This is a genomic window from Longispora urticae, assembly GCF_053902585.1.
The window spans coordinates 211,624-236,161 of sequence record NZ_JAQZSH010000021.1; the positions used below are offsets into that span (position 1 = coordinate 211,624).

At 71.9% G+C, this 24,538-nt stretch carries 26 protein-coding genes; 10 read left to right on the forward strand and 16 right to left on the reverse strand.

Going from position 1 to position 24,538, the window contains the following annotated elements:
* Positions 1–238 precede the first annotated feature (238 nt).
* The 8 genes from PT931_RS12120 to rimP all read right to left on the reverse strand — a co-directional run bounded on the left by PT931_RS12120 (position 239) and on the right by rimP (position 8,127).
* Positions 239–1,264 (reverse strand): DHH family phosphoesterase, encoded by a 1,026-nt coding sequence (locus PT931_RS12120; RefSeq protein WP_456245822.1) that lies wholly within the window; start codon positions 1,262–1,264, stop codon positions 239–241.
* The gene (gene rbfA, locus PT931_RS12125; protein WP_363726590.1) at positions 1,261–1,686 is read right to left on the reverse strand and encodes a 30S ribosome-binding factor RbfA; all 426 of its coding nucleotides are present in this window, start codon (positions 1,684–1,686) and stop codon (positions 1,261–1,263) included. The genes PT931_RS12120 and rbfA overlap by 4 nt, the downstream gene beginning before the upstream one ends.
* A gap of 105 nt (positions 1,687–1,791) precedes the next feature.
* Positions 1,792–2,085, reverse strand: a complete 294-nt coding sequence (locus PT931_RS12130) for a DUF503 domain-containing protein (RefSeq protein ID WP_363726592.1) — start codon at positions 2,083–2,085, stop codon at positions 1,792–1,794.
* A 10-nt stretch (positions 2,086–2,095) separates the two neighbouring features.
* The gene (locus PT931_RS12135) at positions 2,096–3,079 is read right to left on the reverse strand and encodes a TRM11 family SAM-dependent methyltransferase (RefSeq protein ID WP_456245823.1); all 984 of its coding nucleotides are present in this window, start codon (positions 3,077–3,079) and stop codon (positions 2,096–2,098) included.
* A gap of 60 nt (positions 3,080–3,139) precedes the next feature.
* Positions 3,140–6,118, reverse strand: a complete 2,979-nt coding sequence (infB, locus tag PT931_RS12140) for a translation initiation factor IF-2 (RefSeq protein ID WP_456245824.1) — start codon at positions 6,116–6,118, stop codon at positions 3,140–3,142.
* A 97-nt stretch (positions 6,119–6,215) separates the two neighbouring features.
* Positions 6,216–6,644, reverse strand: a complete 429-nt coding sequence (locus PT931_RS12145) for a YlxR family protein (RefSeq protein ID WP_456245825.1) — start codon at positions 6,642–6,644, stop codon at positions 6,216–6,218.
* A complete protein-coding gene (nusA, locus tag PT931_RS12150) occupies positions 6,557–7,585 on the reverse strand; it encodes a transcription termination factor NusA (RefSeq protein WP_456245826.1) in 1,029 nt (342 codons plus the stop codon). Before nusA ends, PT931_RS12145 begins: the two co-directional genes overlap by 88 nt.
* Positions 7,582–8,127 (reverse strand): ribosome maturation factor RimP, encoded by a 546-nt coding sequence (gene rimP, locus PT931_RS12155; RefSeq protein WP_456245827.1) that lies wholly within the window; start codon positions 8,125–8,127, stop codon positions 7,582–7,584. Before rimP ends, nusA begins: the two co-directional genes overlap by 4 nt.
* A 144-nt stretch (positions 8,128–8,271) precedes the next feature.
* Here rimP and PT931_RS12160 point away from each other — a divergent pair, with 144 nt between their 5' ends.
* Together PT931_RS12160 and PT931_RS12165 are read left to right on the forward strand one after the other, a co-directional pair.
* Entirely contained in the window at positions 8,272–8,727 is a 456-nt protein-coding gene (locus PT931_RS12160) for a hypothetical protein (RefSeq protein WP_456245828.1), read from the forward strand.
* Positions 8,724–9,152 carry a ferritin-like domain-containing protein gene (locus PT931_RS12165; protein WP_456245829.1) on the forward strand — a complete coding sequence of 143 codons (429 nt, stop codon included), beginning with the start codon at positions 8,724–8,726 and terminating at the stop codon, positions 9,150–9,152. Before PT931_RS12160 ends, PT931_RS12165 begins: the two co-directional genes overlap by 4 nt.
* Before the next feature lie 39 nt (positions 9,153–9,191).
* Here the strand turns inward: PT931_RS12165 and PT931_RS12170 are convergent, their stop codons facing one another.
* Positions 9,192–9,464, reverse strand: a complete 273-nt coding sequence (locus PT931_RS12170) for a hypothetical protein (protein ID WP_456245830.1) — start codon at positions 9,462–9,464, stop codon at positions 9,192–9,194.
* 125 nt (positions 9,465–9,589) lie between these two features.
* Here PT931_RS12170 and PT931_RS12175 point away from each other — a divergent pair, with 125 nt between their 5' ends.
* The 5 genes from PT931_RS12175 to PT931_RS12195 are packed head-to-tail and all read left to right on the forward strand — an operon-like array spanning position 9,590 to position 14,461.
* Positions 9,590–10,180 carry a PadR family transcriptional regulator gene (locus tag PT931_RS12175; protein WP_456245831.1) on the forward strand — a complete coding sequence of 197 codons (591 nt, stop codon included), beginning with the start codon at positions 9,590–9,592 and terminating at the stop codon, positions 10,178–10,180.
* Positions 10,177–10,902: an ABC transporter ATP-binding protein gene (locus PT931_RS12180; RefSeq protein WP_363726611.1), complete on the forward strand. Its 726-nt coding sequence runs from the start codon at positions 10,177–10,179 to the stop codon at positions 10,900–10,902. The genes PT931_RS12175 and PT931_RS12180 overlap by 4 nt, the downstream gene beginning before the upstream one ends.
* Positions 10,899–13,682 carry an FtsX-like permease family protein gene (locus PT931_RS12185; protein ID WP_456245832.1) on the forward strand — a complete coding sequence of 928 codons (2,784 nt, stop codon included), beginning with the start codon at positions 10,899–10,901 and terminating at the stop codon, positions 13,680–13,682. Before PT931_RS12180 ends, PT931_RS12185 begins: the two co-directional genes overlap by 4 nt.
* Positions 13,683–13,733: 51 nt before the next feature.
* A complete protein-coding gene (locus tag PT931_RS12190; protein WP_363726615.1) occupies positions 13,734–14,204 on the forward strand; it encodes a nitroreductase family deazaflavin-dependent oxidoreductase in 471 nt (156 codons plus the stop codon).
* A gap of 47 nt (positions 14,205–14,251) precedes the next feature.
* A complete protein-coding gene (locus tag PT931_RS12195) occupies positions 14,252–14,461 on the forward strand; it encodes a dodecin family protein (RefSeq protein WP_363726617.1) in 210 nt (69 codons plus the stop codon).
* Between the two features lie 24 nt (positions 14,462–14,485).
* Here PT931_RS12195 and PT931_RS12200 read toward each other — a convergent pair whose 3' ends face one another.
* A complete protein-coding gene (locus tag PT931_RS12200) occupies positions 14,486–15,232 on the reverse strand; it encodes a GntR family transcriptional regulator (RefSeq protein ID WP_363726619.1) in 747 nt (248 codons plus the stop codon).
* Positions 15,233–15,431: 199 nt separating this feature from the next.
* Between PT931_RS12200 and PT931_RS12205 the strand changes: the two genes are divergently transcribed.
* Positions 15,432–15,680, forward strand: a complete 249-nt coding sequence (locus PT931_RS12205; RefSeq protein ID WP_456245833.1) for a hypothetical protein — start codon at positions 15,432–15,434, stop codon at positions 15,678–15,680.
* Positions 15,681–15,759: 79 nt separating this feature from the next.
* Positions 15,760–16,467 carry a nucleotidyltransferase domain-containing protein gene (locus tag PT931_RS12210; RefSeq protein WP_456245834.1) on the forward strand — a complete coding sequence of 236 codons (708 nt, stop codon included), beginning with the start codon at positions 15,760–15,762 and terminating at the stop codon, positions 16,465–16,467.
* A gap of 211 nt (positions 16,468–16,678) precedes the next feature.
* Here the strand turns inward: PT931_RS12210 and PT931_RS12215 are convergent, their stop codons facing one another.
* Both PT931_RS12215 and map read right to left on the reverse strand, forming a co-directional pair.
* Positions 16,679–17,374: a VIT1/CCC1 transporter family protein gene (locus PT931_RS12215; RefSeq protein WP_456245835.1), complete on the reverse strand. Its 696-nt coding sequence runs from the start codon at positions 17,372–17,374 to the stop codon at positions 16,679–16,681.
* A 55-nt stretch (positions 17,375–17,429) separates the two neighbouring features.
* Positions 17,430–18,284 carry a type I methionyl aminopeptidase gene (map, locus tag PT931_RS12220; protein ID WP_456245836.1) on the reverse strand — a complete coding sequence of 285 codons (855 nt, stop codon included), beginning with the start codon at positions 18,282–18,284 and terminating at the stop codon, positions 17,430–17,432.
* Positions 18,285–18,508: 224 nt separating this feature from the next.
* On the opposite strand from map, the gene purU reads away from it, so the two are divergent.
* Positions 18,509–19,354, forward strand: a complete 846-nt coding sequence (purU, locus tag PT931_RS12225) for a formyltetrahydrofolate deformylase (protein WP_456245837.1) — start codon at positions 18,509–18,511, stop codon at positions 19,352–19,354.
* Positions 19,355–19,545: 191 nt separating this feature from the next.
* On the opposite strand, the gene PT931_RS12230 is transcribed toward purU, so the two are convergent.
* The 4 genes from PT931_RS12230 to PT931_RS12245 form a co-directional block, all read right to left on the reverse strand.
* Entirely contained in the window at positions 19,546–22,227 is a 2,682-nt protein-coding gene (locus PT931_RS12230; RefSeq protein WP_456245838.1) for a DEAD/DEAH box helicase, read from the reverse strand.
* Positions 22,224–22,997, reverse strand: coding sequence for a pyridoxamine 5'-phosphate oxidase family protein (locus PT931_RS12235; protein WP_456245839.1), 774 nt, complete (start codon positions 22,995–22,997; stop codon positions 22,224–22,226). Before PT931_RS12235 ends, PT931_RS12230 begins: the two co-directional genes overlap by 4 nt.
* Positions 22,998–23,035: 38 nt before the next feature.
* On the reverse strand, positions 23,036–23,587 hold the full coding sequence (locus PT931_RS12240; protein ID WP_363726634.1) for a hypothetical protein: 552 nt from the start codon (positions 23,585–23,587) through the stop codon (positions 23,036–23,038).
* A gap of 125 nt (positions 23,588–23,712) precedes the next feature.
* Positions 23,713–24,534, reverse strand: coding sequence for a GNAT family N-acetyltransferase (locus tag PT931_RS12245; protein ID WP_456245840.1), 822 nt, complete (start codon positions 24,532–24,534; stop codon positions 23,713–23,715).
* Between the last annotated feature and the right edge of the window lie 4 nt (positions 24,535–24,538).

Here is a 24,538-nt window from a genome sequence, read left to right on the forward strand (position 1 = left end):
ATCGAAAGATCGGGCCAGCGCAGAAACCCCGGGCGGGGGGCCGGCCCTCTAGATCAGGCCCCGCCTCGGCGGCTAAGAATGAGTACTACTCGGCGCATGTTGACCAAACTATCGTTCAGTCCCAAGGTTTGCACGGCTTTCCCACAAGACGGGAAACCCATTCGACGGGTACGCCGGACCGCCGGCCCTGTTCCGGCCGGTCAGAGGGTACGGAAGGCCACCCGGGGGCGGTAGTGCCCTAGAGCTGCGCGCGGACCTGCGCGAACACGGACTCGGCCGTGCCGGTGCCGGTGAAGCCCGCCGCGTACCGGTGCCCGCCGCCGCCGAGGGCCACCGCGACCCGGGCCACGTCCACGTCGCCCTTGCTGCGCATGGACACCGCCCACTCGCCGGTGTCGAGCTCCTTGAGCACGCACGCCACGTCGGCCTCGCCGGCGGTGCGCACGATGTCGATCAGGCTCTCCAGCGCGTCGTAGGTCTGGCCGTGCCGGGCGAGGTCGTCCTGGGTCGCGTACGTCCAGACGAGGCCGCCGGGGGCCGTCGGGTCCAGCCGGGCCCGCTCCAGGGCCGCGCCGAACAGGCCGAGCGCGCCGAAGGGCCGGGTGTCGAACAGTCGACGGGAGATCACGTCGGGCTGGATGCCCGTGTCGAGCAGCCGGGCGGCGAGGCCGTGCACGGCGGGCGTCGTCGCCTTGTACTTGAAGGAGCCCGTGTCGGTGGCCACCCCCACGTACAGGCACTCGGCGATCTCGGCGTCCAGGGGCACCCCGAGCCGGCGGAGCAGCTCGTCGGCGAGCACGGCGGTGGCGGCGGCACCCGCGTCGACCAGGTGCACCGTACCGAAGAAGGTGTTGGAGGCGTGGTGGTCGAGGACGACGACGTCGTCGGCGACGGGGAAGAACCGGGCGGCCAGCTCACCGAGGCGCTCGGCGTTGCCCGCGTCGAACGTGACGACCAGGTCGGGCGTGGGGTCGACCTCGGGGGCCGGCGTGAGCAGCTCCCGGCCGGGCATGCCGTCGAACAGCGGCGGCAGCGTGAACGGCCCGGGAAACGAGGCCTGGCAGGGCCGGCCGAGCCGGGACAGGCCGAGTGCGACGGCGAGCATGCTGCCCAGCGCGTCGCCGTCGGGGTTGACGTGGCAGATCAGGAGCGGACGCTCGGCCCGGGCCAGCGCGTCGAGGGCCCTGGCCCACTCGGACTCCGAGGGGCCGGTGTCCGCCGGGCCGACGGGCCCGGCGGGTCGACGCACCGTGGGGGTCGTCACGACTCTTCTTCGGCCTTGTACGGGTTGGCCTCGCCCGCGTACTGCGCACCGGCGGCGAGCCGGTTCACCTCCGCGTCGGCGGCGTTGGCGGCGGCGAGCAGGTCGTCGATGTTCGCCACGTGCTCCTGCACCTGGTCGGCGACGAAGGTCAGGCTGGGCGAGTGCCGCAGCCCGAGCCGCTTGCCGACCGTGCTGCGCAGGACGCCCTTGGCGCTCTCCAGCGCGGCGGCGGACGCCGACTGCTCGACCGCGTCGCCGAACACCGTGTAGTAGACGGTGGCCTCGCGGAGGTCGTTCGTGATCCGGGCGTCGGTCACGGTGATCATGCCGAGTCGAGGGTCCTTGATCTGCGTCTTCAGACTGGACGCGACCAGCTCGCGCACCCGACCGGCCAGCCGTCGTACCCGGGCCGAGTCAGACATCTTTCTACCTCCGGCTTGTGCCACACCAACTGACGACAGTACTCGGTTTCGGCGGAGGTGCACACATCGTGACCTCCGCCGCACAGCTAAACGGACAAACTTCTACTAATCCTCGTCGCCATGTAGTCGACGACGTACGGAAAGTAGCTGCACCTCGGGCATCATGCCGAACTGCCGCTCGCAGCGGTCCAGCACCTCGGTGACATGGGCGATCTCGGCGGCCACCACGGCGACCCCGATCTCCGCCCGGCCGGTCAGGTCCAACGCCCCGACCTCGGCCACGGCGACCTCGAACTTCCTCAGAGCGGCGATCAGCGGGCGGACGTAGCCCCGCTTCTCCTTCAGGCTGCGGGAATCCCCCGGCAGCAGCAGATCGAACAACGCGGTACCAGTGAACACCCGGACGAGGCTACTTGCAGGCCACGAGAATGTCGCGCGTGATTGCCTGGTCGACCCGGTGAGTGAATCCGGGGGTCTCCAGCACCATCAGACCCGCGTCCTCCAGGACCTGCGCGATGTCGTCCTTGTCCGCGGTGAACGTGTTGAACGCGATCCCGAACGCGCCACCGGGCCGCAGGATCTCCACCCAGCCGGGTACGGCCTCCTCGAGCAGCTCGATCGGCTTGCGCGACAGTCCCTTGTGGTGCGCGCCGTGCGTCACGCCGTACGGGGCGTCGGTGACGACCAGGTCGGCGGTCCGCACCTTGATGACCTCGCGGGCCTTCAGCGCGTCGATGTTGTACATCAACAGGTTCTGCTGACCGGCGATCGTCACCTCGAGCTTGCGGGCGAGCAGCTTCTTCTCCCGGCGGACCGGGTTCACCTCGGCGCGGTGCTTGAGCCGCTTACGCTTCAGCCAGGTCTTCAGGAACGCGGCGTACGCCTCGAAGTCCTTCTGGTCCAGGTCGCAGCCGAGGGCGTCGTAGCCGTACATCAGGGCCTGGTTCAGGGTCGTGCCGCGCCCGGCCATGGGGTCGAAGACCACCGGCCGGTCGTCGAGCAGGTCCTTGCCCGAGGCGAGCATCGTCACGTTCAGCAGCAGCTTGGTGAACTGCTCGTTCGTCTTGCCCGCGTACTTCTGGATCGTGATCAGGTCGTCGTCGAACTTGTCCAGGCGGTTCAGCCCGACCGGGCGCAACAGGTCGCCCTCGACCTGGAACAGCGCGAACATCGCCGACAGGTTCGACAGGTACGCCACGTCCCGGTCGGTCAGCTCCTCGGCCTCGAACGTCACGTACGGCACACCGCCGAACGTCGCCTCCTCCAACTCGCCGAGCCTGCCCTTCAGGGCGGTCCGGCCGAAGACGGCGAGTTCGGCCAGGGCCAGGCGGGGGGCCGTGTCGGCGTACACCCGGTTGGACGACGGGGCGATCAACAGCGCGTAACGGGACATGCTTCTCTTTCTACAAAAAGGGCGGAGGCCCGGAGAAAACTCCGGGCCTCCATCGTGAACTTACGCGCGCGGCTTCTCGCGCATCTCCCACGTCTCGATGACGTCCTCGGCCTTGATGTCGTTGAAGGATCCGAGCGTGATACCACACTCGAAGCCCTCGCGGACCTCGGTCGCGTCGTCCTTGAAACGCCGGAGCGAGGTGATCGACAGGTTGTCGGCCACGACCGCGCCGTCCCGGATGAGCCGGGCCTTCGTGTTCCGCCGGATGATGCCGGAGCGCACGATGCAACCCGCGATCGTACCGATCTTCGAGGACTTGAAGACCTCGCGGACCTCGGCGGTACCGAGGTCGGCCTGCTCGTAGACCGGCTTGAGCATGCCCTTGAGCGCGGCCTCGATCTCCTCGAGAACCTGGTAGATCACCGTGTAGTACCGGATCTCGACGCCCTCGCGGTCCGCCAGCTCCTTCGACTGCGACGTCGCGCGGACGTTGAAGCCGATGATCGTGGCGTTCTCGCCGGACGAGGCACTCGCCAGGTTGACGTCGTTCTCGGTGATCGCACCGACACCGCGGTGGATGACCTTGAGCTGGACCTCCTCGGGGATGTCCAACTTGAACAGCGCGTCTTCCAGGGCCTCGACCGAACCGGACACGTCACCCTTGAGGATGAGGGACAGGGTCGTCTTCTCACCCTCCTTGAGCTGCTCCATGAGCGACTCGAGAGTGGCGCGGCCACGGTTGTTCGCCATCTGGGCGGCGCGACGGCGTGCGGCGCGCTGCTCGGCGATCTGCCGGACCGTACGGTCCTCGTCGGCCGCCAGGAACGTGTCCCCGGCGCCCGGCACGGCGGTCAGACCCAGGACCTGGACCGGCGTCGCCGGACCCGCCTCGGTGAGCGGCGTACCGGTGTCGTCGAGCATGGCCCGGACGCGACCGTAGGCGTTACCCGCCACGATCGAGTCACCGACGCGCAGCGTGCCCTTCTGGACCAGGACGGTGGCCACAGGGCCCCGGCCCTTGTCCAGGTGGGCCTCGATGGACACACCCTGGGCGTGGCCGTCGATCGGCGCGGTCAGCTCCAGCGAGGCGTCCGCGGTGAGCAGGATCGCCTCGAGCAGCTTGTCGATGCCGATGCCCGGCTTCGCCGCCACGTCCACGAACATCGTGTCGCCGCCGTACTCCTCAGCGACCAGACCGTATTCCGTGAGCTGCTGGCGCACCTTGTCCGGGTTGGCGCCTTCCTTGTCGATCTTGTTGACCGCGACCACGACGGGGGCCTCGGCGGCCTTCGCGTGGTTGAGGGCCTCGATCGTCTGGGGCATGACGCCGTCGTCGGCAGCGACCACCAGCACCACGATGTCCGTGACGTTGGCGCCACGGGCACGCATGGCCGTGAAGGCCTCGTGACCCGGGGTGTCGATGAAGGTGACCGCGCGGTCCACGCCCTCGTGCTCGACCCGCACCTGGTACGCGCCGATGTGCTGGGTGATGCCACCCGACTCGCCGGCCACGACGTTGGACTTGCGGATCGCGTCGAGCAGCTTCGTCTTACCGTGGTCGACGTGACCCATGACCGTGACGATCGGGGCACGCACGACCAGCCGGTCGGCGTCCACCTCCGCGTCGAGGTCGATGTTGAACTGCGCGAGCAGCTCGCGGTCCTCGTCCTCCGGGCTGACGATCGAGATCGTGTAGCCCAGGTGCTCCCCGAGCAGCATGATCGTGTCGTCGGAGCAGGACTGCGTCGCCGTGACCATCTCACCCAGGTTGAACATCTCCTGGACGAGCGAGCCCGGGTTCGCGTTGATCCGGTCGGCGAAGTCGGAGAGCGACGCGCCACGCGGCAGACGAATCTCTTCGCCACGACCGCGGGGAGCGCCCGAGCTCATCGTCGGGGCCGACAGGTTGTCGAACTCCTGACGCCTCTGCTTCTTCGACTTCCGTCCGCGCGCGGGCTTGCCACCGGGACGACCGAACGCACCCGCCGTACCGCCACCGCGACCACGGCCGCCGCCACCCGGACGACCACCGCCGCCGCTGGGGGCACCGCCGGGGGCACCACCGGGACGGAAACCGCCACCGGGAGCACCGCCACCGCCGCCGGGGCGGAAGCCGCCACCGCCGCCGCCACCACCGGGACCGCCGCGGAAGCCACCGCCGGCGCCGCCGGGACCGCCACCGGGACGACCCGCACCGGCACCCGGACCACCGGGACGACCGGCACCGGCACCCGGGCCACCGGGACGACCCGGGGCACCACCGGGTCGGGGACCCGGACGGTTCGGCATGGACGCCGGGCTGGGCCGCGGCGGCATGCTGGCCGGGCTCGGCCGGGGGATGCCACCCGCCGGCGAGGCCGGACGGGGAGCGCCACCGGCGGCCGGAGCCGGACGGGGCGCGGGCTGGTTACCGCCGGGGGTGATCCCGAACGGGTTGTTGCTGGCGCTGCCGGACCGCGGGCCGGGACGCGGCCCCGGACGCGGGGCACCGCCTGCCGGACCACCGGCGGGACCGGCCGGACGCGCCGGGGCGGCGGGCGCACCACCGGGCTTCGGCTGCGGGGCAGCCTTGGCCTCGGCACGCTGCTTGGCCGCGGCGGCCTGAGCGGCCTCCTGGTCCTTCTTCAGCTGGGTCGCGCGGGCCTCGGCCGCGGCGACCTCGATGTCGTGCGCGCTGGCCAACTTCGGCGACGGCGCGACCGGGGCCTGCGGCTTCGGGCCGGGAACGGCCTTCCGCGGCGGGCCGGGCACACCGGGCCGGGGGGCCATCGGCTTGGCGTCCGTCGGCTTCGGGCCAACGGAGGTCGGGCTGCTCACCGGGGCCGCCGGAGCGGACGGGGTGGCAGCCGGCGCGGCCGGAGCCGCTGACGGGGCACCGGACGCCGCCATGGCGTCACGGAGTCGCCGGGCGACCGGCGCCTCAACGGTGCTGGATGCTGACTTGACGAACTCGCCCATGTCCTTCAACTTGGCGAGCACGGTCTTGCTCTCGACCCCGAGCTCTTTGGCGAGCTCGTGTACGCGGGCCTTTCCTGCCACTGCACTCCTCTAGGTTCCGAGGTCGTGCGGGCAAAGACCCGCAGCAACCTCACTCGTGCATCGGAAGCTGGCTCATTGCAGCTGCTTCATCGGATGCTCATGCTGGTCGACCTGCCTTGTTACGGGATCCGTGCGGCGTCGGGGTGACACCGCCATCGGCAACTCCAAGAAACTCCAGCAGCGGACCGGTGTCCAGGACACCCGTCTCCCGCAGCGCCCGGCCGAAGGCCCTGCGCCGCTCTGCCAGCGTGAGACAGGCCGGAACGGGATGCAGACTCGCACCTCGGCCCGGCAGCCTGCGGCGGGGATCAGGGGTGACAGCGCACCCCACAACGACCACTCGCAGTAACTCGGAGGCTGGCGCGCGCGTCCGACAACCGACACACAGCCTGATCGGCTGGGTTCGAGACGGATTTGCGCGACGTACCACGAGGAAGTCTACCCCGTCGCTCCCCGACGCGCCCCGCCAGCCTCGTTTCCGTGATCGCCCTGACCCTCGGCGTCGGAACGGATGTCGATCCGCCATCCGGTCAGGCGCGCCGCAAGTCGGGCATTCTGCCCTTCCTTGCCGATGGCGAGCGAGAGCTGGAAGTCGGGTACGACGACCCGGGCCGCGCGGGCCACCGGGTCGACCACCTCGACGGACAGCGCGCGGGCCGGCGAGAGGGCGTTGCCGACATACTGCGCCGGGTCCTCCGCCCAGTCGATGATGTCGATCTTCTCGCCGTGCAGCTCGCTCATGACGGCGCGGACCCGGGTACCCATCGGGCCGATGCACGAGCCCTTGGCGTTGACGCCCTGCACCGCCGAGTGCACCGCGATCTTGGTGCGGTGGCCGGCCTCGCGCGCCACGGACATGATCTCCACGGTCCGGTCGGCGATCTCGGGCACCTCGAGGGAGAACAGCTTCTTCACCAGGTTCGGGTGCGAGCGCGACACGGTGATCTGCGGGCCGCGGAAACCCTTGGCGACGTGGACGACCAGGCACTTGATCCGCATGCCGTGCTCGTACAGCTCGCCGGGGACCTGCTCGGACTGCGGCAGCACGGCCTCGACCTTGCCCAGGTCGATGGCGACGATGCCCTTCTCGGCCCGCGCGCCGTCGGCCTGCACGACACCGGTGACGATGTCGCCCTCCTTGCCCACGTACTCGCCGAAGTTGACGTCGTCGGTGGCCTCGCGCAGCCGCTGGAGGATGACCTGCTTGGCGGTCATGGCCGCGATCCGGCCGAAGTCGTGCGGGGTGTCGTCCCACTCGCGGACGATCGTGCCGTCCGGGCCGCGCTCGGTGGCCATCACGGAGGCGACGCCGGTGCGCCGGTCGATGTCCACCCGGGCGTGCGGAACCGCGCCCTCGGTGTGCCGGTAGGCGGTGAGCAGGGCCGACTCGATCGCGTGCAGGATCGTCTCGAACGGGATCTCCCGCTCACGCTCCAGTTCGCGGAGGGCGGCGAGGTCGATGTTCATTTCTGATCCTCTTCCACGTCTACGTCGTCGTCTTCAAAATCGTCGTCTTCGTCGTCGTCGATGTCGTCCTCGTCGGGGAACGCCTCGTTCACCCGGGTGAACTCCACCTGGATCCGACCGGGGCCCAGATCGGCGACCGTGAGCTGCTTCTCGGTGCCGTCGACGTCGAGGGTGACCAGTTCGTCGGCCACGGACACCACCCGACCGGTACCGGCGGCGGAGGTCTTCACGAGCCGGCCCACGGCGCGCTTCCAGTGCCGGGCCGTCGTCAACGCCCGGTCGACCCCGGGCGAGGACACCTCCAGGGTGTACGGCTCGGAGCCCAGTTCCGCCTCGTGCGCGTCGAGCCCGTCCGAGATGAGCCTGGACAGCTCCGCGACGGTGTCGAGGTTCACGCCGTTGTCGCCGTCCACGGTGATCCGGACCAGCAGCCGCCGGCCCACCCGGGACACGGCGAGGTCCTCCAGGTCGTAGCCGGCGCCGGTCACGGCGGGGGCGACGATCTCGGTCATCCGGGTTTTCAGCGCGGTCAGACTCGCCATCGCCCGAACACCTCCAGTTATAAGTCAGCACCACCGGTGGGCCACGAGGCTCCGACCGGGGGTATGAGCGTAACCCGCCGCCCCCCGGGTCCTCGCGGCGCGCTCGCCCGGCGCGCCGCCGTCCGGCCGGCTACCCTCGTGCGGGTGCGCATGGAACCCATCTCCCGCCGTCAGGCGCTCGGCACGCTCGTCGGGCTCGCCGCCGCCGTGGGGCTCGCCGGCTGCGGCCTGTTCGACAAGCAGGCCGGTCCGCCCCCGCCGAACCCGCTGGCAGAGCACCTGGACGCGACGGTCCGGCTCGCCGGGTTGTACGAGGAGGCGTTCGCCGCGACGCCCGAGCTCGCCGACCGGCTCGGCGCGATCCGGGACGACCACTGGGCGCACGCCGAGGCCGTCGCCGCCGCGATCCGCAAGCCGAAGCCGAGCCGTTCCCTGGCGCCGTCCGGGTCCGCGCCGCTGGGCCGGGCCGGGTTGCTGGAGGAGGAGAAGCAGGCCGCGAAGGCCGCGTACGACGCGGTGCTGACCATCCCGGGCGCGTACGCGGCGCTGCTCGGCTCCATCGCCGCCTGCCGCGCGACCCACGTGGAGGTGATGTCGTGAACGCCGCGACCCAGTTGACCGCCGCGCTGGCCGCCGAGCACGCGGCCGTGTACGGCTACGGCGTGCTCGGCAGCCGGTTGGAGGGCACCGCGCTGGAGGCCGCCCGGTCCGCCGAGACCGCGCACCGCGAGCGCCGCGACGCCCTCGTCACCCGCCTGACCGCCGCCGGGGCCACTCCCCCGCCCGCCGAGCCGGTGTACGCGCCGCCGTCCCCGGTCACCGACCGGGCCAGCGCGCTCGCGTTGGCCGTCGGGATCGAGGAGCGCGCCGCGCAGGCGTGGCGGGCGGCGCTGCCGGTGACCGAGGGCGAGGAGCGCCGGCTGGCCCTGGACGCGCTGGTGGACACGGCGCAGCGGGCGGCCCGGTGGCGGCGGATCGGCGGGGTGTCCCCGTCGGTGGTCGCGTTCCCGGGCCGACCGGCCTGAGCCGCCCTCGCGGCACGGTCACCGCCCCCGGGTAGCCGGTCAGTCGAACCAGTAGCGCCGGATCTGCTCGGACTGGTTCTGCCAGCAGAACACGTCCGCGTTGCCCCGGGCCGGGGTGAGCGCGCTGCGCACGATCGTGCCGTCCGGACACTCGGCGTTGAGCCGGAACGCGAAGTTCGTGCAGGTGCCGTGGGCGTGCCAGCCGATCACGACCCCGCTGCAGCCGGGGTAGGCCGCCTGGGCGGGGGTGGCGACGCTGAGGGCCGCGCCGGCGAGCGCGAGGCCGACGGCGACGGAGAGAGCTCTGCGCACTGGGTTCCTCCTGAAGGTGGTGGTCCACCCATCCAAGGGCCTTTGATTGAGTACTGTCAATTAGTTCTCAAACTTAACAGTAGATCGTTTGCCATCGCCATACCGGGTATGCATACTCGGTAGCTATGAGCGTGAAGCACGGGATTCTGGCAGCCCTGGAACACGGGCCGCGATACGGGTACCAGCTGCGGGTGGCCTTCGAAGAGTCCACCGGCGCGACCTGGCCCCTCAACATCGGGCAGGTCTACACCACCCTGAACCGGCTCGAGCGCGACGGCCTGGTCCGCCCGCTGCCCGAGTCCGAGGGCGGCCAGCGGCCCTTCGAGATCACCGACGCGGGGCACGCGGAGCTGGCGACGTGGTTCGCGACCCCGGTGGCCCGGGCCGACCGGCCGCGCGACGAGCTGGCCATCAAGCTGTCCCTGGCGCTGACCACGCCGGGCGTGGACGTCACCTCCGTGGTGCAGACCCAGCGGACGGCGACGATGCGCGCGCTCCAGGAGTACACCCGGCTGAAGTCCCGGGCCGCCCCGCCGCGCGACCTGCCCTGGCTCCTGGTGCTCGACGCCCTGATCTTCCAGGCCGAGGCGGAGGCCCGCTGGCTCGACCACTGCGAGGCGAGCCTGCTGCGCTACCCGGTGCCGGCCCCGACCGCCCCCGGGCAGCCGACGCCCGAGGACGTGGCCGCCCACGACGACGAGCGGAGCCTGGCATGACCGGCGCGGCGGTACTGGAGCTGCGGGACACCCACCGCACCCACGGCACGGGCGAGGCCGCCGTGCACGCCCTGCGCGGGGTCAGCCTGACCGTGCGGGCCGGCGAGCTCGTGGCCGTGATGGGCCCGTCCGGCTCGGGCAAGTCCACCCTGCTGCACCTGGCCGGCGGCCTGGACCGGCCCAGCCGGGGCGAGGTGCTCGTCGAGGGCCAGTCGCTCGGCTCCCAGACCAAGAAGGGGCTCGCGAAACTCCGGCGGCAGAGCATCGGCTACGTGTTCCAGGACCTCAACCTGCTGCCCAGCCTGACCGCCGTGGAGAACGTGGCCCTGCCCCTGGAGCTCGACGGGATCGGCGTGCGCGCCGCCCGGCGGACCGCGCTGGCGGCCCTGGCCGAGCTGGACCTGGTCGACCTGGCCCCGCGCTTCCCCGACGACATGTCCGGCGGCCAGCAGCAGCGGGTCGCCATCGCCCGCGCGCTTGTCGGCCCCCGCCGGCTGGTGCTGGCCGACGAGCCGACCGGCGCGCTGGACTCCCAGACCGGCGAGGCCGTCCTCCGGGTCCTGCGCGGCCGGTGCGACGCCGGTGCCGCCGGGGTGCTCGTCACCCACGAGGCCCGGCACGCCGCCTGGGCCGACCGGGTGGTCTTCCTCCGCGACGGCCTGATGGTCGACGCGTCCGGCCCGCTGCCCGAGGTCGACTCGCTGCTGGAGGCCGGAGCGTGAGCGCACTGCGTACGACGCTGCGGATGTCCTGGCGACAGATCCGGCGCGCGAAGGGCCGGTCCGCGCTCATCGTGGTGATGCTGATGCTGCCGGTCCTGGCCGTGTCCTTCACCGCCGCGACCTACGACATGTTCCGGCTCACCCCACAGGAGCGGGCCACCCGGGTCCTGGGCGCGGCCGACGCCGCCGTGATCAAGCCGCAGTCGGCGGCCCTGTTTCAGGACCCCGAACGGTCGGCCTGGTCCCCGCCCGACCTGTCGAAGTCGCCCCCGCCCTCTCAGCCAGCCGGTCGGGACCAGGTCGCGGCGGCCCTGCCCGCCGGCAGCCGGCTCCTGCTCGACCGGTCGGGCACCTCTGCCGTGTTCGCCACGCGCGACGCCGGGATCGCCAAACTCGAGACCCGCTCGCTCGACTACGCCGACCCGCTGGCAGCGGGAATTCTCCGTCAGCTCTCCGGATCAGCGCCCAAGCGCGCCGGGCAGGTGGCGCTGAGCAGGAAGGCCGCCGACCGGCTCGGCGCCGCCGTGGGGGACGTGGTGCGGCTGGGTGACGGCTCCGCCTCGTACACCGTGGTGGGGCTCGTGGAGTTCCCCGACGGGATCAACGACCAGTTCGTCGTGGCCCTGCCGGGGACGTTGCCGGACAGCGATCCGGCGGTGCCCTCCATGGCGGACCGGTACCTGGCCGACCTGCCGGCCGCGCTGCCGTGGGCCCAGGTCCGCGAGCTGAACAAGTCCGGCGTCGTCGCGATGTCCCGGGACGTGCTGCTGCACCCGCCGGCCCGCTCCGAGGTGCCCTACTACACGACGTACGGCATGAGCTCCGGCGGCGTCTCGCTGGGCCAGCAGGACGTCGCGTACGTGACGCTCGTCGTCGTCCTGTCCCTGCTGGAGGTCGTGCTGCTCGCCGGGCCGGCGTTCGCGGTCGGCGCCCGGCGTCGGCAGCGCGAACTCGCCCTGGTCGGCGCGGCCGGCGGCACCCCGGCGCAGATCCGCCGGATCGTGCTCGCCGACGGGGTCGTGCTCGGCCTCGTCGCGGCCGGCGCCGGGGTCGCGGTGGGCATCGCGGTGGCCGTGTTCGGCCGGCCGGTGCTCGAGGAGCTGCTGGTCGGCGAGCGCGGCGGCGGGGTCCGGGTCCTGCCGCTCGGGCAGCTCGCGGCGGTCGGCCTCGCGGTCGGTACCGGGCTGGTCGGCGCGCTCGTCCCCGCGTTCTCCGCCGCCCGGGTCAACCTGGTCCAGGCGTTGTCGGGCCGCCGGGGCGTGACCCGGTCCAAGCGCCGGTGGGTGGCGGTGGGCCTGACCCTGGTGGTCACCGGGATCGCGGCCGTCAGCTTCGCGGCCCTGGAACGGGTGATCCCGATCCTGATCGTGGGCCTGGTCGCGTTCGAACTCGGCGCGGTGCTGTGCACGCCCGCCCTGGTCGGGGCCGTGTCCAGGCTCGGCCGGTTCCTGCCGCTGGCGCCGCGGATCGCCCTGCGGGACGCGGCGCGCAACCGGGCCTCGGCGGCACCGGCGATCGCGGCCGTGATGGCGGCGGTGGCCGGGTGCGTGGCGCTCGGCGGTTACCTCGCCGGGGACCAGGCCCGCCAGGCCGCCGAGTACCGGCCGTCGTACCCGGTCGGCACGGTCGCGGTGTCCGTGGACCGGGACACCAAGGATCCCGGGGAGCGCGGCCGGGTCGCGAACACACTGCGCCGGGCCCTGCCGGTCGGCACCACCCACGAGGTGTCCAGCCCGACCTGCGGCACGGGCGCGCGCGGCGGCGCCCCCGCGGTCCCGGACGGCACCGGGTGCGATGTCGACATCGAGCTGCCCGTCCAGGAGCAGTGCCCCTACGGCTGGGAGCGCCTCGAACGGGAGCCCACCGCCGCCGAGCGCAAGGCCGCGCTGGCCGACCGCCGGTGCGAGGAGTCCGACCGGTCGGGCGGGAACATCGTCTCGTACCTGGTCGACGACGGCACCGCGCTGGGGGCCGTGACCGGGGTGTCCGGCGCGGAGCTCGACCGGGCGACCGCCGCGCTGCGGGCCGGGAAGGTGCTGGTCAGGAACCCGCGCATGATCACGGACGGCACGGTCGAGGTCCTCAGGATCACGGTCTCGGCCAAGGACGGCGTCAGCGAACCCACCACCACCAGGAAGGCCGTGCGGGTGCCCGCCGCCGTACTGACGGGGGCGGTCGGCGGCACCCGGGCGGTCCTGCCGCCGGAGGTCGTCGCCGATCTCGGGATGGCTCCCCGGGTCGTGGGGCTGGTGGCCACCATGGACAAGCTGCCGGACACCGGTACCGAGGACCGGGCCCGCGCGGCGCTCAACGCCGTGTCGACCGGGGCGTACATGGAGCTGGAGCGGGGCACGCCGGCGTACAACGCGGAGAAGACCCAGATGCTCCTGGTCCTGATGCTCGCGGCGTGCCTGGTCACGCTGGGCGCGGCGTGGATCGCGACCGGGCTGGCGGCGGCGGACGGGCGCGCGGATCTGTCCACTCTGGCCGCCGTGGGCGCGACCCCGGGCTTCCGGCGTCGGTTGTCGCTGTCCCAGGCGGGGGTGATCGCGATCCTCGGCGGTCTGATGGGTTCGCTGGTCGGCCTCGGCATGATGTACGCCGTGCTGTTCTCGGTGAACCTGTCGCACAAGGACGCGTGGCCGGTGGCGGTTCCGCTGCCGTTGGACGCGCCGTGGCTGCTGCTCGGGCTGGTGGTGCTGGCGGTGCCGGTGCTGGCCATGACCGGTGCGGGGCTGCTCACCCGGTCCCGGCTGCCGATCGAACGCCGGATCACATGAGAATGATTCACCTCTAGCGGAGCGGCGTGCCACGCTGACACACTGTCGGGCGTGGCACGCTACTCCGCGCTCGTGAAGCGCCTCGGGCACCAGCGCTGGTTCGCCTGGCTGGGCCGGCAGCTCGTCCCCGTCGACAAGGTGATCACCCGGTGGAGCAAGGGCCGGCTGATGATCCTCGGCAAGCCCGACCTGCCCTCGCTGCTGATCACCACCACGGGCCGCAAGTCTGGACAACCCAGGACCAATCCTCTGTTGTACGCGCCGGACGGCGACGGTTATGTCGTGGTCGGCTCCAACTGGGGCCAGGAGAAGCACCCCGCCTGGAGCGGCAACCTGCTGGCCGACCCCGAGGCGACGGTGGAGATCCGGGGCGCGCGGTCCACGGTGACGGCGACGATGGCGACCGGCGCGGAGTACGAGCGGCTGTGGGGACTGGTCACGCGGGTGTGGCCCGCCTACGACAGCTATGCCGAGCGGGCCGGCCGCAAAATCCGAATCTTCCGGTTAGTACCCAAAAAGTAGGTTAGCTTTGCTGGTATTCCATACTTCGCTGTAGTTGGAGGACCGGCATGCCTGGAACCGTCGCCCGCGTCACCGAGGTCAGCGCGACCTCGCCGACCAGTTTCGAGGACGCGATCAAGACCGGCATCGGCCGGGCCAACGACACGCTCCGCAACGTGACGAGCGCGTGGGTCAAGGAGATGAAGGTCGGGTTGGACGGCAAGGGGAACGTGACCAACTACCAGGTACACCTGTTGATCACGTTCGTGCTGGACTAGCGGGACCCGGGGCCGTTCGTGACGCTACGTCGCGAAGCTCTCGTAGGCGATCGTCACCTTGTCGCCGGGCAGGATGGACAGCAGAAGACGCACCGGGCGGTTGCTCGGCGTGAAGCTGACCCTCAGATGCTCGGCGATCGGTGTACCCGGGCCCAGTTTGAGCCGGTTGGACTCCTCGCGGTTCGGCATCCGGGTGATGATCTCGTCCCGGTTGCGGGTGAAGCCGGCGCCGCGGCTGGCCAGGATCGCGTACACCCCCGGCTGCACGTCGTAGGGCAGCATGATCGGACTGTCCCGGACCAGGGACTCCGGATAGTAGGAGTCGGCGAGGGTGCTCAGCACCCCGTCCACATAGCGCTCCCGGAGCCGGCCGACCACCTCCTCCCCCGGCTTCAGCTGCAGGGCCGCCGCGATCCGCGCGTTGGGCACGCCTACCACGATCCGGATCTTCTCCTCCGGGGTACGACCCTGCTCGCGGACACAGTGGCTCCACGCGTCGGCCGGCAGCACACTCGTCTGCACGTTGCGCTCGGGGCGCGAGGCGTGCCAGATCACGGGCTGGTGCTCGCGGACGAAGTACCCGCTGCCCTGCCGGCTGATCACCAGTCCATCGTGGACCAGCTGGCCCAGGGCCTTGCGGACCGTGTTCCTGCTGACTCCGTGACGCTGCACCAGCTCGTGCTCGCTGGGTAACTGGGTGCCCGGGGGCAGGGCACCAGCCACTATCTCGGCGCGGAGAGTGTCCGCGAGTGTGGCGTACAGCGACGGCATCAGCGCCTCCGAAAACGATCACTACTTGTACCGACAAAATTACGCTCTGTCTTGACGTACAGGAACGGTCACCGTACGCTCAGGCTCGAACTTATACCAACAAGCCATCCACGTCGTTCAGGTTTCACACTGTGCGAATTTTGACCTGACGGTGCAATACCAGACAATTGTGCTCAACCGAACGCGAAGGTCCGAGCCGATGATGCCCACACCCGGCGACGTCGTACGCCTCACCAAGTCCGCCAGCCCCCAGTTCGGCAAGCCCCTGCTCCTGCGGGTCACCAAGACCGAGGGCCGCCGGTCCAGCGTGTACGGCTGGGCCTGGATCGAGGGCTACGTGCTGGACAACAGCGGCAACGCCGTCACCAAGCGGTCGGTGTTCGTCAACCTCAACGGCATCGCGCCGCAGGGGCCGGGCCGGCAGCAGTTGCGGCACGCCCGGATCTGAGGCCCCGCCCGGACCTGAGGCCGAACAGGGCTTCGGAGTTCGCGCCCGCGCCGGCACCCTCCGGGCGCAGAATGGCCGTATGTCCAGTGAGGATGTCGCGCCCAACCCCAGGTGGGAACTCGCCGAGGAACTCTCCGACGCCGTCCGCCGCCGGTGGGCCGCCGACGTGCGGGCGGTCGGGGTGCACGGCTCCCTCGCGCACGGCGACGACACCGTGGGCAGCGACATCGACCTCGTGGTGGTCACCTACGGCGACGGGCGCGGACCCCGCCCCGGCAGCCGGCGGATCGACGGGATCATCGTCGACCTGGGCGTGATCAGCGCCGACGCGTACCTGCGGCACGCGCGCACCCTGTCGACGACCTGGCCGCTGGCGGCGGACCAGTACCTGACCACCACGCCGTTGCACGACCCCGGCGGTTGGCTCGACATCCTGCGGGACACGCACCTCGCCCGGCTCGCGGAGGCCAGCGGGCGGGAATTCTCGGCACTCGCCCGGGCCGCCTGGTACGAGGGCATGTCCCTACACGCGCGGTCCTCGCGGCTCGCCCAGCGGTACGACACCGACGGGGCGGTCCTGCTCCTCGCCCAGGCCCGGATCGCGTCCGCCACCGTCGAGGGGCTGCTGACCAGGACATACTTCCGGGGCGCGGCCGACGCGGTCACCCGGACCGGGCTCGGGGAGATGACGGGCACCGAGGTCGGCCTGAAGTTGGTGGCACAAGCTGAGGCGTTGGCGGAGCGCGGCCGGCCGGTGGATGGGGACATATCGGACCTGTTGAGTTGACCCGTGACGTGTACCGGGCTGACTCGTTAGTTGTTCCCCACAACGTGCGGGCCGCGGGGACAGGCACGCGCAGATGATGAGACGCGGGTCCGACGCGGCTCAGCGGCGGGCCGGCAGTCCGTGCAGATGACGCGACGCCGGTGGGCAGTGCCTTCCCACGGGAGCGCGTCCCCACCGTAACCAGAAGATGGTGTTGATCTGTGGGTCGCGCTCAGGCGAACAGGCTGCCGATCAGGTAGGTCGCACCCGCCGCCAGCGCGCCCATCGTCAACTGGCGCAGGCCGCTCGCCCACCACACCCGGCGCGTCCACCGCGACACGATCGCGCCCGCCACGAACAGACCCGCGCCGCCCGCCGCCAGGGCCGGCCACAGCTGGTCGACACCCAGCAGATACGGCAGCAACGGGATCAGCGCGCCGATCGAGAAACACACGAAGGACGACCCGGCCGCGATCCACGGGCTCGGCACCTCCCCCGGATCCACGCCCAACTCCTCCTGGGCGTGCACCCGCAGCGCCTCCGCCGGGTTCTTCGCCAGCTCCGACGCCACCTCGTGCGCCAGATCCGGACGGAGGCCCCGGGCGATCCACGCCTGGGCCAGCTCCTCGGCCTCGCCCTCCGGGTTGACCGCCAGCTCGCGGCGCTCCTTGTCCACCTCGAAGGCAACCTGCTCGTTCTGGGTCCGGACGCTCGTGTACTCCCCCAGCGCCATCGAGATCGCCCCCGCCACCAGACCCGCCAGGCCCGTGAGCACGATCGTCTTCGGGTCCAGCCGGCCGCCGCCCACGCCCGCGATCAGGCCGATGTTGGTGACCAGGCCGTCCATCGCGCCGAACGTGGCCGGACGGAGCCAGCCGCCGGAGACGTCGGCGTGCGAGTGGTCGACCGTCGGCGGGGCCTTGGTCACGCGAAGTCCCCGATCCGGGCGGAGACGGCGGATCGCACGCGACCGGGGGCGTGGCTCACGCGACCGTCAGGATCTCGGCGCCGGCCTCGGTCACCACGAGCGTGTGCTCGAACTGGGCCGTCCACTTCCGGTCCTTCGTCACGACCGTCCACTCGTCGGCCCAGATGTCGTAGTCGTGCGTGCCCAACGTGATCATCGGCTCGATGGTGAACGTCATGCCCACCTCGATCACCGTGTCCAGGCGCGGGTTGTCGTAGTGCGGAACATACAGCCCCGTATGGAAGGTCTGGCCGATGCCGTGGCCGGTGAAGTCGCGGACCACGCCGTAGCCGAACCGCTTCGCGTAGGACTCGATCACCCGGCCCACCACGTTCAGCGAACGGCCCGGCTTCACGGCCTTGATGCCGCGCATCGTCGCCTCGCGGGTCCGCTCCACCAGCAGCCGGACCTCCTCGGCCGGCTCACCCGCGAAGAACGTCGCGTTCGTGTCGCCGTGCACCCCGTTGATGTACGCCGTCACGTCGATGTTGACGATGTCGCCGTCCTCGACCACCGTCGAGTCGGGGATGCCGTGGCAGATCACCTCGTTCAGCGAGGTGCAGCACGACTTGGGGAAACCCTTGTAACCCAACGTCGACGGGTACGCCCCGTGGTCGCAGAGGAACTCGTGCACGATCCGGTCGATCTCGTCCGTCGTCACCCCCGACTTGACGGCCTGGCCGCCCACCTCGAGGGCCTGCGCCGCGAGCCTGCCGGCGATCCGCATCCGCTCGATGATCTCGGGGGTCTGGACGTCCTCGCCGATCCTGGTCGGCTTCTTCTTGCCGACGTACTCGGGACGGACGATGTTCGACGGGACGGCCCGCCAGGGCGACTGGACACCGGGGACAAGGGGAGCGCGGACGGTCATGCGTCGAGCCTATCCGGTGCCGGGGGCCCGCTGGAGGGGGAACCTGTGGGCGGGTGCCGCGCGCCACGCCCGAGGGGGTGGGGCGATGCCCCGGGCGCGGCGGGTGGGCGGGGCTTCCCGGTGGGCGGGTTCCCCGGCGGGTCGGCCGAGCGGGCGGTTCTCCCAGTCCCCGGGACGGCGCGGTGCACGGCGGCGCGGCGGAGGCCGACCACTAACCTGGTGCGATGGGTGACTTCGTCCTTCGGCTCGACTGCCCCGACCGACCGGGGATCGTGCACGCCGTCTCCGCCTACCTGCACGAGGTCGGCGGCAACATCGTCGACAGCCGCCAGTTCGCCGAGCCGACCACCGGACGGTTCCTGATGCGGGTGCGGACCACCGCCCCCGGCGTCACCGTCGAAGCGCTCCGGGCCGGGTTCGAGCCGCTCGCCGCGACCTACGACATGACCTGGCGGTTCGACGACCTCGCCGTCCGGCCCCGGATCCTGGTCATGGTGTCCCGCTACGCGCACTGCCTCAGCGACCTGTTCTACCGGGTCGAGAACGGCGACCTGCGCGCCGACATCGTGGGCGTCGTCAGCAACCACCCCGACCTCGAACAGCTCTCCGCCTTCCACGGCGCCAAGTTCCACCACATCCCGATCAACGCCGCGACCCGTGCCGAGGCCGAGGCCCGACTCCTCGCGCTGGTCGAGTCCGAGCGGGTGGACCTGGTGGTGCTCGCCCGGTACATGCAGATCCTGTCCGACGGGTTGTGCACGGCGCTGTCCGGCCGGGCGATCAACATCCACCACTCTTTCCTGCCCAGTTTCAAGGGGGCGCGGCCCTACCACCAGGCCTATGACCGGGGCGTGAAGATCGTCGGGGCGACGGCGCACTACGTCACCGGGGACCTCGACGAGGGGCCGATCATCGAGCAGGAGGTCGCCCGGGTGGACCACACCAACACGCCGGAGGACCTGGTCGCGATCGGGCGGGACCTGGAGCGCACGACGCTGGCCCGGGCGGTGCGGTGGCACGTCGAGCACCGGATCCTGCTCAACGCGCATCGCACGGTCATCTTCAGATAGACCCCTTCATCGGGGTACTGGGGGCCGTCGGCAACCCGGTGTACTCGCTGTGGGGTAGTCCGAACCGCCACGGACCGTTCCGGACCTGTGTGCCGGGCTGTTGGGTCTGGGTTCGAAGGGAGTCAAAGGCTCTTCTCCCTTCGAAGCCAGACCCAACAGCCACCCACGGTGGAGCCCCCTCGGGGTTCGTCCTAGCCGGACAGCGCCAGGACCAGGGGAAGGACCGCCGGGGCGCCCGCCTGACGGAGGGCGCGGGACGCGACGGTCATCGTCCAGCCCGAGTCGACGAAGTCGTCGACGAGCAGCACCGGGCCGTCGAAGTCCATCGGTGGCACCTCGAACGCGCCCCACACCGCGCCGAGCCGGTGCGCGCTGTTCGCGTCCGCGTACGCCCCCGGGGGGCCGCCGCCGATCCTGGTCAGGTCGCCCAGGTCCGTCAGCCGGCCGACGGTGGCCAGGCGCCGGGTCAGCGTGGAGACGAGCTGGGGGCGGGTCCGCGACGGGACCGCGACCACGGCGGTGGGCCGCCGCTCCCAGCCCCAGGACTTCAGGACGTCGATCACGGCCGCGAACACGTCGTCCGGGACCGGGCCGTCGGCGCGGGTCACCTCGCGGAGCCGCGCACCCCAGCCCAGGTCGGAGAGCCGGCCCACGGCGCGGCCGGAGTCGGCCAGTTCACCGGCGGGGATCTTGCCCTTGGCCGGCGCGCCGGTCGGCCAGAGCTTGCGCGGGTCGAGTTCGACGCCGGGCTTGCCGAGGAACGCGCGGGCCCGGTCGCGGGAGGCGGGGGCGATGTCCAGCGGATACCAGGGGCCGGCGCAACCGTCGCACCGGCCGCACGGGCGGGCGCCCGGGTCGTCGAGCTGCCGCCGGAGGAAGTCCATCCGACAGGTGCCGCCGGTTCCGCTGCCGACCGGGCGGGACGGGGCCGCGAACCCGGGAGGGGCGGGTTCGTCCGGGGCAGCGGTCGCGGCGGGCTGGGTCGGCAGGGTGCCGGTACCGGTCGGGAGGGCGCAGTAGTCGCGCATCGCCTGCTGTTCGGCGTCGCGGGCGGCGGTCACCCGGGCGTAGCGTTCCGCGTCGTAGCTCCACGGTTCGCCCGTGCCGACCCAGCCGCCCTTGACCCGGCGGACCGCGCCGTCGACGTCGAGAACCTTGAGGAGCAGTTCCAGCCGGGTACGGCGCAGCTCGGTGCGCGACTCCAGCGCCTGGGTGGACAGCGGACTCGTACCGAGCGCGGCCAGGACCGCGGCGACCTGGTCGGCGGCGGGGAAGGCGACGGAGGCGAAGTACCGCCAGATGGCCTCGTCCTCGCGGCCCGGCAGGAGCAGCACCTCGGCGTGCTCGACGGCGCGACCGGCCCGGCCGACCTGCTGGTAGTAGGAGATCGGCGAGCTGGGCGCGCCCAGGTGCACGACGAAACCGAGGTCCGGCTTGTCGTACCCCATGCCCAGGGCGGAGGTCGCCACCAGCGCCTTGACCTTGTTGCGGAGCAGCGCCTCCTCGGCGGCGAGCCGCTCGGCCTGGTCGGTCTTGCCGGAGTACGCGGCGACCTCGTACCCGCAGGAGCGCAGGTAGGCCGACACCTCCTCCGTGGCGGCGACGGTCAGGGTGTAGACGATGCCCGAGCCGGGCAGGTGGGCCAGGTGCTCGCCGAGCCAGGCGAGGCGCTCGGCGGCGTCGGTCAGCCGCAGCACGCCGAGGCGGAGGGACTCCCGGTCGAGGGGGCCGCGCAGCACGAGGGTGCCCCGCGTCGCACCCGCGTTCTCCGGCATCACCCCGGATCCGGTTCCCGTCGCCGTGAGCGACCCGTCGGCTGTGCCTGACCGGCCGGCCGTGCCCTGCGGCGCCACGGCCGGGCCGCCTTCCGCCGGCGTTTCCCATGCCTCCGGGCTCCGGTCGGAACCCGCGACGACCAGCGGCCCAGTGGACGGTCCGCGCTGGTCGACGATGCTCTGCGACTCCGGCTCCGGCACGGGGACGCCCGGGGCCGGCCGGCGTGAGGCCGCAGTCGGGGCCGGCGGGCGTGCGGCGGGCTGCCGGGGCTGGTCGGGCTGGGCGTAGTCGGCTTCGTCCGCCAGCGAGGACTCGTCCCAGAGTTCGGGTTCTGCGCTGGCCCAGGCGTCGTCCCAGTCCCCTGCCGCCGGGCCGCGTGCCGACCCGGCGGATCCGGGCCCCGCGCGGAGCGACCCTCCGGAGGCGGACCCCGCTCGCGCCGGCCCGGTCGCCCCGGATCCCGTGCGCGCCGTGGCACCCCCGCCCGGGGCCGGCGGGTGTTCCGCGAGTTGTTCGGCCACGTCGGCCGTGACCCGTTCGTTGGCGGTGGCGGTGGTGGCCAGCACGGGGACGCCGGGGCGCAGGCCCGCGAGGAAGGTGCGGATCCGCCGGTAGTCGGGGCGGAAGTCGTGGCCCCAGTCGGAGACGCAGTGCGCCTCGTCGATGACGAGCATGCCGCAGGAGTCGGCGAGGACGGGGAGTACCCGGTCGCGGAAGTCGGGGTTGTTGAGCCGCTCGGGGCTGACCAGCAGCACGTCGACGTTCCCGGCGAGGATGTCCGCCTCGACGGCCGACCAGTCGTCCAGGTTCGCCGAGTTGATGGTGGCGGCCCGGATCCCGGCGGTGGCCGCCGCGTCGACCTGGTTGCGCATCAGGGCGAGCAGGGGCGAGACGATCACCGTGGGGCCGCTGCCCTGCTCGCGGAGCAGAGCGGTGGCCACGAAGTAGACGGCGGACTTGCCGAAGCCGGTGCGCTGGACGAGGAGCACCCGGCGGCGGTCGGCGACCAGGGCCTCGATGGCGGTCCACTGGTCGTCGCGGAGGACGGCCGTCGGGCCGGCGAGCCGGCGGAGCAGTTCCTCGGCGCGGGCCCTCATCCGGACACCCGGGACGCGGCGGACCCTGACGACGGGGCGGGCGCGGCGGCACCCGGAGGGCCGTTCGGGCCCGGCGCTTCCGCGGGGCCGGGCCGTCCGCTGGCGGCGACCGGGGAGTCGGGGGGACCGGTGCGGGCCGGCGGGTCGGCGGGGTCGGGCCGGTCGGCGGCGGGGACCGGGTAGCCGGGGAGGCCGTCGATGCTGACCGCGTTGCGTTCGGTGCGGTAGTCCACGAGCTTCTCGGGGGTGCGCTTGTCGGCCCAGCTCTCCAGCAGGTCACGGTCGCCGACGAAGTCCATCAGCGGCACCGCGTACCCGCAGGAGGAGCTGACCCGGTCCACGGCGACCTCGACGATGGCGCGCAGGCCGTGGTCCTCGGCGCGGTCGAAGTACCCCCGGAGGGCGGTGAAGCCCGGGTCGCCGGGGTAGTGGAGGGCGCCCCGTCCGTACAACCGGAGGATCTTGGGTCTGCCCTCGAAGGCGCAGAACATGATGGTGATCCGGCCGTTCTGCCGCAGGTGGGCGATGCTCTCCGCGCCGCTGCCGGTGTAGTCGAGGTAGGCGACCCGGCCGATCGGGGCGCCGGGCGCGTCCTCCGCGAGGCCCGGCCCCGGGTTTTCGGGAAGGACCGCGAAGCAGCCCGCCATGCCCTTCGGTGACACGTTGACATGCCCGTCGGGGCCGGTCGGCGCGGTGGCGGTGAAAAAGAGCGGCTGGGCCGCGATGAACTCCCGCAGCCCAGCGTCGATGCTCTCGTACGTCTTCCCCATGGTCCCAATCTAGACCCCGGGGCCGACAGTCCCCGTGCTCAGCTCACGGCGGCCGGTTCCGGTGCCGGTGCGGCCGCGGCGGGCGGGGCCGGAACCGGCTTCGCCTCCTTGGTCGCGGCGGCCTCGGCGGCGGCCGTCTGCTGCAAGCGCTCGTAGAGCATGCCCGCCTGGTGGCCGAGCGCGCCGATGATGGCCGGCACGATCGGAAGCAACCAGTTGTACGCGAAGCCGGTCCGCGGGATGTTGACGATCAACACCGCGGCGGCCGCCGCGCCGAACCCCTCGACGAGCGCCCGCCAGGCGGCTCGCCCCGTGTCGACCATCGCAGCGCGTCGGGCCGCCGCCACGTCCGGGAACGTGTGCAGGGCCCGGGCGTCGCGACGCCCGAAGTTGAAACCGGCCACGGCAAGGGTCGCGGACGCTCCGAGCACGGCGCCCCACAGTGGCCCGTCGGTGAACAACCGGGCCACGGCGAAGACCGCCGCACCCGCACCGAGGGCTATGCCGGCCCTGATCCAATCCTTCTTGTCCCCGGGATACCAGTAGTACTTCGTGGTGTTCTCGGAGATCTGTTTGACGATCCTCCCCATGGCAGCGTCACCTCATTACTCGTTAGGAGTGCTGTCGTTACATACAGTAGCGAGCTGCGTGAGGGAAATCACGAGTTGCGGCCGATCGGCCGATTCATTCATGTTGCGGGCAACGCATGTTCGCCCTAGAACAAGATCGTCGCGAACGTACCGACCTGCCGGAATCCGCACTTAGCGTAAACACGCCGGGCGGCCGCGTTGAAGTCGTTCACGTACAGACTGACGGTCGGGGCGAGCCGGCGCAGGCCGTCCTCGATCACGGTCGCCAGGCACGCCGCGCCGATCCCCCGCCCCCGGTGCTCCGGCGCGACCCACACGCCCTGCAACTGCGCGGTGTGCCGGGACACGACGGCCAACTCGGCCTTGAACAGCACCTCCCCGCCCTCGATCCACGCGTAGGCGCGCCGGGCGCGGATCAGAGCGGAGACCCTTCGCTGGTACTCGTCCTCGATCGGCGGCACGCCCAGTTCCTCGGTGTACATGGCCACCGAGGCCGGGTAGAGCAGGGACAGCTCCCGCCTGCGGACCAGCCGCACCCGCGACTCCGGGACCACGGCCGACGGGCCGCCCGTCACGAGGAGTGGTTGGTCGGGCCGGGTCATGCGCGCCGGGCCCCACACCGGCTCCAGCCGCCGCCAGAGGTCGAGCACCGTGTCCGCCGGGCCGGCGATGGAGCCCACGCCCCGCCGGTCGGCCGCCAGCACGTCGGCGAAGTGGGTCGAGACCCCGATCGGGATGACGTTGGCGCCGCGCCAGCACACGCCCTCCAGCTGGCCCCGGGGGCCGTGGCCGAGGAGCTGGCCTCCGGTGCGCCAGGCGGAGACCCCGTACGCCTCGATGCGTTCCGCGAGCTGCGCGGCGGCGATCGGGGACCGGGCCAGGAGGCGCAACACGTCCGCGCGGTCGCTCTCGCCGAGAAGCCGCACGGGCAACGTGGACGTCAACACGCCC

Excerpts from the sequence above, each read along its gene's own strand:
- map (WP_456245836.1), bottom strand. The coding sequence starts at position 18,284 with ATGACCGTCCGCGCTCCCCTTGTCCCCGGTGTCCAGTCGCCCTGGCGG.
- rbfA (WP_363726590.1), bottom strand. The coding sequence starts at position 1,686 with ATGTCTGACTCGGCCCGGGTACGACGGCTGGCCGGTCGGGTGCGCGAG.
- purU (WP_456245837.1), top strand. The coding sequence starts at position 18,509 with ATGGGTGACTTCGTCCTTCGGCTCGACTGCCCCGACCGACCGGGGATC.
- PT931_RS12200 (WP_363726619.1), bottom strand. The coding sequence starts at position 15,232 with ATGCCGTCGCTGTACGCCACACTCGCGGACACTCTCCGCGCCGAGATA.
- PT931_RS12230 (WP_456245838.1), bottom strand. The coding sequence starts at position 22,227 with ATGAGGGCCCGCGCCGAGGAACTGCTCCGCCGGCTCGCCGGCCCGACG.
- PT931_RS12240 (WP_363726634.1), bottom strand. The coding sequence starts at position 23,587 with ATGGGGAGGATCGTCAAACAGATCTCCGAGAACACCACGAAGTACTAC.
- PT931_RS12180 (WP_363726611.1), top strand. The coding sequence starts at position 10,177 with ATGACCGGCGCGGCGGTACTGGAGCTGCGGGACACCCACCGCACCCAC.
- nusA (WP_456245826.1), bottom strand. The coding sequence starts at position 7,585 with ATGAACATCGACCTCGCCGCCCTCCGCGAACTGGAGCGTGAGCGGGAG.
- PT931_RS12205 (WP_456245833.1), top strand. The coding sequence starts at position 15,432 with ATGATGCCCACACCCGGCGACGTCGTACGCCTCACCAAGTCCGCCAGC.
- PT931_RS12235 (WP_456245839.1), bottom strand. The coding sequence starts at position 22,997 with ATGGGGAAGACGTACGAGAGCATCGACGCTGGGCTGCGGGAGTTCATC.
- rimP (WP_456245827.1), bottom strand. The coding sequence starts at position 8,127 with ATGGCGAGTCTGACCGCGCTGAAAACCCGGATGACCGAGATCGTCGCC.
- PT931_RS12210 (WP_456245834.1), top strand. The coding sequence starts at position 15,760 with ATGTCCAGTGAGGATGTCGCGCCCAACCCCAGGTGGGAACTCGCCGAG.
- PT931_RS12135 (WP_456245823.1), bottom strand. The coding sequence starts at position 3,079 with ATGTCCCGTTACGCGCTGTTGATCGCCCCGTCGTCCAACCGGGTGTAC.
- PT931_RS12195 (WP_363726617.1), top strand. The coding sequence starts at position 14,252 with ATGCCTGGAACCGTCGCCCGCGTCACCGAGGTCAGCGCGACCTCGCCG.
- PT931_RS12175 (WP_456245831.1), top strand. The coding sequence starts at position 9,590 with ATGAGCGTGAAGCACGGGATTCTGGCAGCCCTGGAACACGGGCCGCGA.
- PT931_RS12145 (WP_456245825.1), bottom strand. The coding sequence starts at position 6,644 with ATGGCGGATCGACATCCGTTCCGACGCCGAGGGTCAGGGCGATCACGG.